Origin of the sequence: Longimicrobium sp. (assembly GCF_036387355.1) — a bacterium.
Lineage (GTDB): Bacteria > Gemmatimonadota > Gemmatimonadetes > Longimicrobiales > Longimicrobiaceae > Longimicrobium.
The window spans coordinates 1-11,025 of record NZ_DASVTX010000247.1 but is presented as its reverse complement, the minus strand read 5'-3'; the positions used below and the strand labels follow the sequence as shown (position 1 = coordinate 11,025).

Genomic DNA, 11,025 nt, shown 5'->3' with positions numbered 1-11,025 from the left:
AGGCGGACTTCGTGCTGTTCCAGCGGCGAATTCATTCGCTCTGGACAGGCGGCCGCACCGGGTTGCGAGTCCTGCACCGATGCAGCGGCCCCAGTCCGCGCCGGCGGACTTCGTGCTGTTCCAGCGGCGAATTCATTCGCTCTGGACGGGCTGCCGCACCGGGTTCCGACTCCTGCACCGATGCAGCGGCCACAGTCCGCGCCAAGCGGACTTGGTGCTGTTCCAGCGGAATTCTCGTTCGCTCTGGACAGGCGGCCGCACCGGGTTGCGCCTCGCGCACCGGCGCTGCGGCGGCCTCTATGCGTGCGAACTGGGCGCCGCACCACCGCGGATCCGGTCCCTCTGGACGGCGCGCCCCATCTCGCACCTCCCATCCAACAGCCCAAAAAACAAACGGCCGCCCCGCGAGTGCGCGGGGCGGCCGTCGTCATCCGGGGTGGTGCGCGGCGGTCAGCGGGTGGGCTGCACCGCGAAGTCCGTCACCATCACGTCCAGATTGTGGTTGATCCGCAGGCCCACCACCCCGTCCGTGTTGGCCGACGGGCGGGCGAACTCCGCCACCTGCGTCCCGTTCACCAGGAAGCGGATGTGCGTGGGCGTGGACGCCACCGACAGCGCGTTGGTCGCGCGGCCCTGCGCGTCCGGCTTGGCCACAGCGGCGTTCTCCGTCCAGTCCATCAGCGTGTGCGTCTCACTGCCCGCGCGGTGCTTGATGGTGAACTGCCCGTCCTGCCGCACCAGAAAGTACAGGTAGTCCTGGTTGTCCGCCGTCAGGTTGCGGCCGCCCAGGATCAGGCCGTACGCCTCGGGGTGCGCCGACAGCTTGTTCTGGCGAAAGGTGCCGCGGGCGGTGTACGCGCCCGTCGCCGTGGTGGCGGGGTTGTACAGGATGGCCGCGGGCCCCGTGACGACGTGGTATCCGCCGCCCATCTGCATGAACATCATGTCCGCCACGTTGGCGTTGGCGCGGTCCAGGCGCGCCGTCCAGCCCGCGGGCATGGCGTGCGCATGGCCGGCGCCGTGGCCCGCGGCCGGCTGCGTGTGGTCGTGGCCCTGCGCGGCCGCGGGAGACGCGGCGGCGGCGAGCAGAAGGGCGCTCACAAGAATTCTGCGCATGCTTCTCCGGTGGGGTAGGGTGAGTGGATCTGCGTGCATTCGGCCCGTCCAAGATGGCTCCACCCCCCCGCCAGGCGCAACCGCGCGTGCCCTCAGAACGGCAGCGGAAACAGCAGCAGGAATCCGTTGATCATCAGGATCGTCCCCACCACGCCGAGCCCGATGCTGATGCCCAGCACCGGCCGCGACAGCGCCAGGATGGCTACGGACCCCAGCACCAGTCCCAGCTGGAAGGCAACCTCCGAGTAGTCGAAGTTGGCGTCCTGCCGGCTGGCGACCTCGCGCAGGCGCTCGTAGCTGCGCGCCCGCGTGGCGAGCTGCTTCTTTCCCTCACCGCGCAGGCTGTCCGCGGGGGCGGCGGGATCAGGCTCGTCGTCGTAGCGCGCGATGGTTTCCCGGTACTTCGCCACCTGCTTCTCGATCGCGCCGCGCTCCTCCGCGGTCACGGCGGGGTCCATCAACCGCGCCTGCAGCGCCTCCACCGCGATCTTGTACTGCGTCTGGCGCACGTTCTTGGCCTGAAAGAAGGCCCAGGTGTCGCTGGCCGCGATGTTGTTGTGCACCATGTCTTCCGCCACGTTGCCCGCCCCCAGGCTGCCGATGGCCAGCAGCATGGCCATGAACGCCAGCACCAGCGCGGCGCGCCCCCGAAACTTCTCATCCTCCTCGTGTTCGGCGCGTTCTTCGCGGATTTCACTGATCAGCTCAGCGGTATCGGCGGCGTCCATGGCGGTGCGGCGGGGTGCGTCGGTGGAGAAGGGATGCGGAATCCCGGTGGATTTGTGCACCGGAAATCCGTAGCAGAGCGGACCGGAATCTTGGGATTGCGGACGTGTGTTTCGCAAGTGGGCGCGCCCGGGGAGCCCATCCGGCCCCGCTCCTGCCTTGCCGGAACGTTGACGAGGACGCGAGGTCCGGCACCCGAATCCGCATGTTTGGGCGCGCGCCGGAATGCATGTCCGCCGGGGCGGGAAGCGGAATACGCGAAGGCCCAACATTTCACCCGGTTCCGGTGTACAGCAGGAAATCCTCTCAAGGAGTCATGAAATCGTGAGATACGTCCCGTTGCTGGGGGTGGGGATGATGGTGGCCGCGTGCGGACCGGCATCGGGCCCGGCGCCCGCCGTGTCGGCCGGGCCGCAGGGCGCCGTCGTGGGTGCCAGCGCGCCCTCCATTCCGTCGCTGCTGAGCCAGCGCGAGCGCCTGGCCCTCACCTCACCGCAGGTGATTGCGCTGGATTCCGTCGCGCGAGTGTGGCGGATCGAGAACGACACCCTCGCGCGGCGCCTGCGCCAGGTGTGGGGCGACCGCCCGGACCCGCGTGCCCGCCAGTCCGAGCGCGCGCGGGAGCTCATGGCCGCGCGCCCCACCCTGGCCGCGCTCGTGGAGAACAACCGGCGGATGACGGGAAGCGTGGAGGCGATTCTGAACCCCGCCCAGCAGCAGATCGCCTGCCAGATCCAGAACGAGGATCACTCGGGCGCGCACGGCGGGCGGCGCAGCAGCCGCCCGCGCAACGGTCCCCGCTGGCCCTGGTGCGCCATCACGCGCCCGGATACCGCGTCCGCATCCCCCGGCTGAAGGGTGGACGGAGCCGAAAACCAACACGTGCCCCGGCGACCGTCGCCGGGGCACGCTGTTGTCTGCCGGTGGTGCGCGGGATGCGCCGTCAGGCCGCCAGCGTGGGCAGACGAGCACAGCGCCTCGCCGGCGCGCGTCCGGTCATGACGTAGAATGACAGACCAGGCGGTATGTACTTCCCGCGTACCGTCCAGACCGGCTCGCCATGCAGAAAATCAGGCTCGCGCAGGGCGCGAAAGCACGGAGAGGCCGCCCCTTCCTCCGTGTCTCCGTGTAATTGAAAGAGAGTCGAAAACGAATCCGTCGCACGGGGGGATTCCGGGGCGGCGGAGCAGGCCGTATGTTGTCGCGCTGCGCTGAATGTTTCCCGTCTTCCGCCCATCCGCCGATGCTTCGATCCCCGGCGTCCCACCCTCCAGAGGCCGCGTCCTCCCCGTTTGATCACGGCGGCCAGACCGCCCGCCTCTGCCGCGAGCTGGACTGGGCCGCAACCCCGCTGGGCGCGCCGCAGGCGTGGAGCGCCACCCTGCGCGGCACGGTGCGGCTGGTGCTGGAGGCGGGGCTGCCCAACGTGCTGCTGTGGGGCCCGGAGCTGATCCAGATCTACAACGATGCGTACGCCGGTCTGATCGGGCGCAAGCATCCGCGCGCGCTGGGGCGGGGCAACCGCGAGGTGTGGCCGGAGGTGTGGCACCTGAACGAGCCCATCTACACCCGCGTCTTTGCCGGTGAAACCATCACCCTGCACGATGCGCTGTACCCGCTGGAGCGCAACGGCGCGCGGGAGGAAGTCTACCTTACCATCTCCTACAGCCCGGTGCGCGACGAGGCGGGAAAGGTGGCGGGGGTGCTGGCCAACATGGTGGAAACGACCAGCCAGGTGGCGCTGCTGCGGCTGCAGGAAGAGCGCGAGCGGCTGCTGCAGGCGGAGCACCACGCCCTCTCCGAGGCCCGGGCCGCGCGCGACCACCTGTCCACGCTCATTCACCAGGCGCCCGTCTCCATGTACATCGCCCGCGGCCGCGAGCACGTGTACGAACTGGTGAACGACGCCTGGCTCGGCATCGTGAACCGCAGGCGCGACGAGGTGGTCGGCGTCCCCGCGCGCAGCGCCTTTCCCGCCGTGGACGAGTCCGTCTTTCAGTTGGTGGACCGGGTGTACGTCAGCGGCGAGCCGCTGGCCGTCTATGCGCAGCGCACCCTGATGGACCGCGACCGCGACGGCGTGCCCGAGGAGTACTTCTTCAACCTGGTGTACCAGCCGCTGCGCGACGCGGCGGGGCAGGTGTACGCCATGGTGGTCGCCGCCACGGACGTCACGGAACTGGAGCGCGCCCGCCGCGACGCCGAACTGGCCCGCGCCGAGGCGGAAACCCAGCGGGAGCGCGCGGAGGCGGCCAACCGCGCCAAGACGGACTTTCTATCCGCCATGAGCCACGAGCTGCGCACCCCGCTCAACGCCATCGGCGGGTACGTGGACCTGCTGGACCTGGGGATCCACGGCCCGGTGACGGACGCGCAGCGGCAGGCGCTCGCGCGGCTGGCCGTCAACCAGCGCCACCTGCTCACCCTCATCAACGACATCCTTTCGCACGCGCGCATGGAGGCGGGGCGAATGGAGTTCGACCTGCGCCCCATCTCCGCGCTGGAGGCCATCGACGGGGTGGAGCCGCTGGTGGCCCCGCAGGCGCGCGCGCGGGGGATCGCCTACTCGGTGGAGGCGTGCGACCCGGAACTGCGCATTCTGGGGGATGAGGAGCGGGTGCGGCAGATCCTGCTGAACCTGGTGTCCAACGCCATCAAGTTCACGGCGCCGGGCGGATGGGTGCTGCTGTCGTGCGAGGAGGCGGCGGGCGAGGTGCTGCTGCGCGTGCGCGACAACGGGCGGGGAATTCCGGCGGACAAGCTGGACGCGATCTTTGATCCCTTCCAGCAGGTGGGCCGGTCGCTCAACCAGCCGCAGGAAGGGGTGGGGCTGGGGCTGGCCATCAGCCGCGACCTGGCGCGCGGCATGTACGGCGACCTCACGGTGGAAAGCGTAATGGGGGAGGGCAGCACCTTCACCCTGCGCCTCCCGCGCGCCGCGGAGTAAGGGTCAGCGCCGCTGCGACTCCTCCACCGCGGCGGGGGCGACGGGCGCCTGCCCGGGAACGCGGATCTCCATCACCTCCCCGCCGGTTACCACGGTGCCGCGCACCCGCGGCCGGGCCCGGATGTCCCGCGTCACCCGGTTGTCCAGCAGCGGCGCGTTGACCACCCAGTCGCGCACGATCCACCCGCCATTCGGCAGCCGCGCAAAGCTCATCCGCCCGCCCAGCCGCTCCATGGGGCCGCTGTACCCCACGCCGGTGTAGCGGTACTCCACCCGCCGCAGTTCCGCCGTGGCGCGGTCCAGCCACAGCACCCCTTCCACGTCCGGCCGCGCCAGCCCGCGCAGCGGCATGAACTCCAGCCCCACCAGCCCCGGCCTGCCGCGGCCTCCCTCGCGCACGCTGAAGCAGTGGTGCTGCACGAAGGCGTCGGACAGAATGGTCTGCGCGTCCACGGCGTGGAACACGGTGCTGTCCGGCCCGGGCTCCACGTATCCCTTGGCCAGCAGGTCATCCACCGACCGCACCACGAACGGCCTGCCGCGCGCGGTGAGCGTCCACTCGCGCCGCTGCCGGGGAGCCGGGCTGGGCAGCACCTCCAGGTGGCGGTACATCCGGGTGATGAACTCCACCTGCTCGCCTTCGCCGCCCAGGACGGAGGCCGCCAGCACCTTGCGGGCCTCCTCCCACAGCACCTGCGCCTCGGGCCCGCGCCCCACGTTGCCGCTGCAGGCGCGCGGACGGCCGGTCGCGGTGACGGCGGCCAGCATCACGCGCCCCGCGCCGGCCCGCAGGTCGTGCCGCACCGTTTCCCCCGCGGCCAGGCGCACGCTCTCCGGGGGCGACGACCGGTAGCCCACGCGCTCGGCGAGCAGGGTGTACGTTCCCGGCCCGTGTGCCCGGATGGTGTATCCTCCCGCGCGGTCCGCCACCGTGCGGAGTTCCGCGCCGTCCTCCCCCCGCAGCAGCACCAGCGCCCCCGCCACCGGCTCGCGGCTGCCCGCATCCACCACGCGCCCGGTGACCGTCTGCGCCCGCGCGGCCGTCCCCGCGAGCAGGCTGGAGACCATCAGTGTGGAAAGCGTCAGGCGGATGCGCTGCATGAGGCGGAGCGGGAAGCGGCGGATGATGACGGCGTCAGGACGCGCCAGGCGGATAGATGGTCGTCCCTGGCGGGCGGAAAGCGATGGGCGGCGCGGATGTGGATGGATGCGCGAAGTCTCCGATCGCGGCGCGCCGTCGCCGTGGATCAGCAGGGCGAGGCGGAGTCTGCCGCCGGTGTGCGCGCGGGGGCGGCCCGGATCTCGATCACCTCGCCGCCGTTCTCCACCAGCCCGCGCACCCGGGCACGCGGAGCCTTGCCGCTGAGCGCCGGGCTCAGCAGGTCGATCTCCAGCAGCGGCGCGTTCACGATCCAGTCGCGCACGATCCATCGTCCTCCCGGCAGCCGCTCAAAGCGCAGGCGCCCCCCCAGCCGGTCCACCGCGCCGCTGTACGGAAGGCCGGTGAACCGGTACTCCACCGTGCGCAGCTCGGCGGAGGCGCGGTCCAGCCAGAGCACGCCCTGCACGTCCGGACGCGGCTGGCCCCGCAGCGGCATGAACTCCAGCCCCACCAGCCCCGGCCTGTCGCGCCCGCCCTCGCGCACGCTGAAGCAGTGGTGCTGCACAAAGGCGTCGGACAGAATGGCGTGCGCGTCGATCCCTTGGAACACCGTGGAATCTCGTTCGGACACGACGTAGCCCTCGTCCGCCAACTGCTCGGCCGTCCGGGACGCGAAGGGGCGCCCGGTGGCGGTCACCGTCCACTCCCGCGACCGGACGGGGTTCGGGTTGTTCAGCCGCCGCTCGTGCCGGTGCAGGCGGGTAACGAACGAAAGATGCTCGCTTTCCGCCGTCAGCGCGGCGGACTGCACCACCTTTCGCGCCTCCTCCCACAGCACCTGCGCTTCCGGCCCGCGCCGCACCTCGCCCTCGCAGGCCCGCGCGCGGCCCGTGGCGGTGATCGCCTCCAGCAGCACGCGCCCGGAGCCTGCGCGCAGGTCGTGGCGCACCGTCTCGCCTTCCTCCAGGCGAATGGGCGCGGACGGGGCCGCCCCGTACCCAACCCGTTCCGCCACAAGGACGTACGACCCCGGACGCTGCGCCCGGATCACGTAGTTTCCCGCGGAATCCGCCAGCGATCTGCGCTCCGTTCCTTCGCCCCGCATCAGCACCATCGCGCCCGGAACCGGCTCGCCCGTCGCGGGATCCACCACGCGGCCCGTGACCGTCTGCGCGTGCCCGGCCGCCGCGCCCAGGAGCCCGGCGGCGGCGAGCAAGCAGCGGAGCGCAATGCGGGTGCGTTGCATGGCCGGATGCGGAACGGGGATGGATTGATAACAGGGAAGCCGTCCGCCGGCGAGGGATGCGTAGCCGCCGGGAGCCGTCAGGCCGTGGCGGCGGCGGGCACGACGCATTCTGCGCGGAAGGCGTCCAGCTTCACGCGCTTGCCAGTGAAAAGCGAGAAGCGGTTGCTGACGACCACGTGGTACCGGCCCACGCCCATCCGCTTGCGGAGAGCGAACGCGGAAGTGCGCCGGGAGCCGGCCAGCGGCTCAAAGTCGCGGCTGTTCTCAAAGTTGGCCAGCCCGTCGTCATCCACGATGAACAGGTCCACGTCGCGGTTTCCGCCCTCCAGCCCGGCAAGGTGGCCAGTCACGGTGCAGATGCGCTCCGCGGGGAGGTAGAAGCGGAAGGTGACGTACCGCCCCGCGTGGAGTTCCACCGTTTGCGGCTCCACCAGCTTGAGGTTGATGGGCGGAGGCGGGCGCCGCCGGGCGGGCCTGGATGCGCGCGCCGGCGCGGCGGCCTTCACCGGGGCGGGCACCAAGCCGCCCATCAGCGACGCCGCCGAGTGCTGCACCTGAGGGAACTGCCCCAGCCCGTATCCGCTCGCCACCCCGCCCAGCACGATCGCGAGCACCATCGCCACCGTCGCCAGCACGGAGCGCTCGCGCACCTTCGGCGCAACGGAGGACGGCGCCGCGCCGGCGGATGAAAGGGCCGCGTCCGCCGGTCCGCGCACGTCCGTCGCCCCGGCAGTCCCCGCGGTGACCGGCGCGACGGTTTCCGCTGCGCTCGATGCGGACGCGGCGGGCTCAGCCGCGGCCTGGGTGGCGGCGGGATCAGCGGGCGTGGTAGGGGCGGATGCGGACGGAGCGGGAGCCTGCGTGTGTCCGCAGAAGCGGCACAGCACGGCGCCGTCCTGGATTTCTTCCGCGCAGAACGGGCACGACTTCATACTCAGCGCTGCGAACGAGGAGGCCGGAAACGACGGGGCCGACACAGACAGTAAACCCGCCCGCCGGAAACGGGCAAGGGAAGACCGCCGCGCCGGCCCGGGCCGATACGCAATTCGCGCGGGGAAGGATTCGGGCTACGCGCCCGGCTGCTCCGGGGAGGAGCCGGCCAGCTCGTCCGCCGCCTCGCGGATCTGCGCGGCGTGGCGGGCCTGGTGGGCGCTGGCCGCGACGCCCCACTGGTACATGTTCAGCGGCCCCAGCGCGGGGTGGGTGAATTGCACAGCGCCCAGCGCCAGCCCGTCCGCCGCGGTGAACGTCTCGCGGACGCGCTCGCGCGAAGCCTCCAGCGCGGCGAGAGCGTCGTCGTAGCGCGCGTCCGGCGCGGGGTGGGCGGGCTCGGGCGCGCTGCGCCGGGTGCCGCGGTCCATCACCGCCGCCACCTCCTCCGTCTTGATGACGGAGCCGGTTTCCGTCTCCTGCGCCAGCCCCTGCGCGCGTGCCTGGGCAACGTTGCCCGCCACCAGCTGCGCCATCACCGTGTTCACGCGCGCCACGTGGTCCATCACCTGCGCCACGGACCAGCGCCCCGCACCCGGCTGCCGCTCGCGGTGCGCGGCGGGAACGGCCTCGGCGGCGGCGCGCAGGGCGTGGTACTGCTCGTCAAAGAAGTCCAGAATTTCCTGGATGCGCGGATGCATGCGGACGATCTCCTGCGGAAGGGAAGGGAGTTGGCGTGGGATCGGCCCCAACGGCAGACGCGGGCTCGCGAAACGGCGTTGATGCAGCACGGCGGGGGAGAGTACGCCGCGGTTCACCTTCGGGGCAAGCCAGTGATCACCGACTGCCCACCTGCGGCCACGTGGCGCCCAGCCCGCCCGGTTGCCGCCCGTGGGCGACGCACGCCCGCGGCAGGGGTAATTCCGAAACGGCGCGGGCGCGGCGGATGAAGAAAGCCAAGGATGGTGCCACCCGCTCGTAATATGACGAAACGTTTGCGCATCGGCGGGCGCGTTCTTACTATGGTTTGGCACACCGGTGTCGCCGCCCATCCCCTCGGAGAAACTATGACTCTTCGTAACCCGCTCAGGATCCGAGTCGAGAGGAACGTCCTGCCGGTGGCCGCGCTCGCGTGGGCGCTGGCCGGCTGTCACGATCAGGCGGCGCCGCTGACGTCCGGCGATCCCCCGGCTGAACTGCGCAACTACGTGACGGGGGCCGCGGCGCAGTCCATCGACAGCCGTGGCCTTTTTCAGTTCCCGCAACCCGCCGCGCCCGGCGAGGTCCCCATCATCAGCCCCGAGCGTGCGGGCCAGCTCGCCCTGGCCTACATCAAGACGTGGAACTTTGCCCTCCGCCGGCCTCTGGAAAGCGATCGCGGCGCGCCGATCGACTTTGATCACCTGCAGGTCGGCCGCACCTTTCTGGCAAGGACGGCGTTCGGTCCCGTTCCGGACGGATTTCATCCCGCGTTCCGCAACATGTACGGCCCGTACTACCTGGTGACTCTGCTTGCGGGGCGCGAGCCGGTTCTGATCATCTCGGTCGCGGCGTACGCAACGTACGAGCGGATCGACGAACGCGGCTTCCTCATGCCTCAGGTGCGCCATGGCGCAGAGTTTGACCACGCCGCGATCGCGCGAACGCCCCACATGGGAATCGGGTTCGTACCCGTCCTTCCGGAGCAGGCCGTCGCGCGCGTGAGCCGCGCGACGGGAGCCCGGGCTTCCCACGTTCCGGAACTCGTTCTCCGCGCCGATCCCATGCCTCCAAGATTGACTCGGGCAGGCATGTGGGCACCGGCGCAGGCGCTCTGGAAGGTGCGGCTGGACCGCGAAATCCCCGTCCGCGCCACGGCCCGCGGAGGCAGGAGAGTCAATGCTCGTGAGATCCTCGTGGGAGCTTTCGACCACATGTACATCCCGGCGGAAACGCAGCTGAAGACGGAGCGCATCGAGGCGCGACTCCTGGGCGATTCCATCTCGGAAGGACGCCCCGCCATTCTGGAACTGCCCATCCTCGAGCCGATCGCCTTTGAGACCGTCGTCGCCGATCAGCCGGAGAAGGCGCCATGACTTTCTGGAAACGCGGTACGGTCGTCCTGGCCGCTCTTGCGGCCGCAGGTGCGTGCACGGTCGACAATACGCTCGTTCATGGTTGCGAACTGCAGTCGTACAGGAACGGGCAGCAGTACCTTCTTGACTTCGAACTCATCATCCCGAGCGAATGTCCCGTTCCCGTCGGCTTCCGAGGGGAGCTCAAGCGTGCGGGAGCTCATGTGTATGACTACGGATACTCTGATTTCGCGTACGGGGGGCTCACGCTGCGCAACAGCAGCGGCCGCCTCCTGGATGAGGGTCTCACGCGCTTCCAATATGAGAGCTACGCGAATCCCAACGGAGGCAACACCATCCGGTACCGGGCGTTTCCCAGCCTCTCGTACCCGGCGGCCACCGGGTCGCGCCCGCTCTCCAGCGAGTACGACGTCGGCTACTTCGTTGCGACAAATACCGGGTCGGCGCTGGGCGGGACGTCTGACCCGTTCGGGGAGGTGGTCATCTCGTACACGCAATCGGCGATGGTCAACCGCATCCACGGAAATTCGGTTCCGGCGAGGAACACGACCGTGACCTGGAGTGCGGAAGCGTTCGGCGGATCGGCCCCGTACACGTCGTCGTGGTACCGCGACGGGCAGTGGGCAAGTGACGGTCAGTTCTTCACCGAAACGGTTTCGAGAGACTTTCTCCTGGAACTGAGGACGACGGACGCCACCATGTCGGTGCGGAGCGCGGTCCTGGCGGTGGATGTGGACGGCGTGAGCGCCGGGCTTTCAGGCCCAACGCAGATCTGGGCCAGTTCGGGCGGAGGCACGTGGACGGCATCGGCCGTCGGGGGCACGGCCCCGTACACGTACACGTGGTACATCAACCAGAACTCCGTCGGGACCGGACAGACGTT

10 protein-coding genes are annotated in these 11,025 nt (G+C 70.4%); 4 read left to right on the top strand and 6 right to left on the bottom strand.

The genetic code is table 11. The features are described 5' to 3' along the window. Positions 1–450: 450 nt before the first annotated feature. Together VF665_RS10955 and VF665_RS10950 are read right to left on the bottom strand one after the other, a co-directional pair. Positions 451–1,116 (bottom strand): hypothetical protein, encoded by a 666-nt coding sequence (locus tag VF665_RS10955; RefSeq protein ID WP_331053469.1) that lies wholly within the window; start codon positions 1,114–1,116, stop codon positions 451–453. A gap of 92 nt (positions 1,117–1,208) precedes the next feature. Then, entirely contained in the window at positions 1,209–1,904 is a 696-nt protein-coding gene (locus VF665_RS10950; protein WP_331053468.1) for a DUF4337 domain-containing protein, read from the bottom strand. 262 nt (positions 1,905–2,166) lie between these two features. Here VF665_RS10950 and VF665_RS10945 point away from each other — a divergent pair, with 262 nt between their 5' ends. Beyond that, on the top strand, positions 2,167–2,697 hold the full coding sequence (locus VF665_RS10945; protein ID WP_331053467.1) for a hypothetical protein: 531 nt from the start codon (positions 2,167–2,169) through the stop codon (positions 2,695–2,697). Between the two features lie 388 nt (positions 2,698–3,085). After that, the gene (locus tag VF665_RS10940; RefSeq protein ID WP_331053466.1) at positions 3,086–4,789 is read left to right on the top strand and encodes a PAS domain-containing sensor histidine kinase; all 1,704 of its coding nucleotides are present in this window, start codon (positions 3,086–3,088) and stop codon (positions 4,787–4,789) included. 3 nt (positions 4,790–4,792) lie between these two features. On the opposite strand, the gene VF665_RS10935 is transcribed toward VF665_RS10940, so the two are convergent. The 4 genes from VF665_RS10935 to VF665_RS10920 form a co-directional block, all read right to left on the bottom strand. Next, positions 4,793–5,890 (bottom strand): carboxypeptidase-like regulatory domain-containing protein, encoded by a 1,098-nt coding sequence (locus VF665_RS10935; RefSeq protein ID WP_331053465.1) that lies wholly within the window; start codon positions 5,888–5,890, stop codon positions 4,793–4,795. Positions 5,891–6,036: 146 nt separating this feature from the next. After that, positions 6,037–7,137, bottom strand: coding sequence for a carboxypeptidase-like regulatory domain-containing protein (locus VF665_RS10930; RefSeq protein WP_331053464.1), 1,101 nt, complete (start codon positions 7,135–7,137; stop codon positions 6,037–6,039). 77 nt (positions 7,138–7,214) lie between these two features. After that, positions 7,215–8,069: a hypothetical protein gene (locus VF665_RS10925; RefSeq protein ID WP_331053463.1), complete on the bottom strand. Its 855-nt coding sequence runs from the start codon at positions 8,067–8,069 to the stop codon at positions 7,215–7,217. Between the two features lie 135 nt (positions 8,070–8,204). After that, complete coding sequence (locus VF665_RS10920; protein WP_331053462.1) at positions 8,205–8,768, bottom strand: DinB family protein; 564 nt, start codon at positions 8,766–8,768, stop codon at positions 8,205–8,207. Positions 8,769–9,029: 261 nt separating this feature from the next. Here VF665_RS10920 and VF665_RS10915 point away from each other — a divergent pair, with 261 nt between their 5' ends. Further along, entirely contained in the window at positions 9,030–10,142 is a 1,113-nt protein-coding gene (locus VF665_RS10915; protein WP_331053461.1) for a hypothetical protein, read from the top strand. Continuing rightward, positions 10,139–11,025 (top strand): hypothetical protein (locus tag VF665_RS10910; protein WP_331053460.1); only part of this gene is annotated, 887 nt, incomplete at its 3' end. The genes VF665_RS10915 and VF665_RS10910, both read left to right, overlap by 4 nt.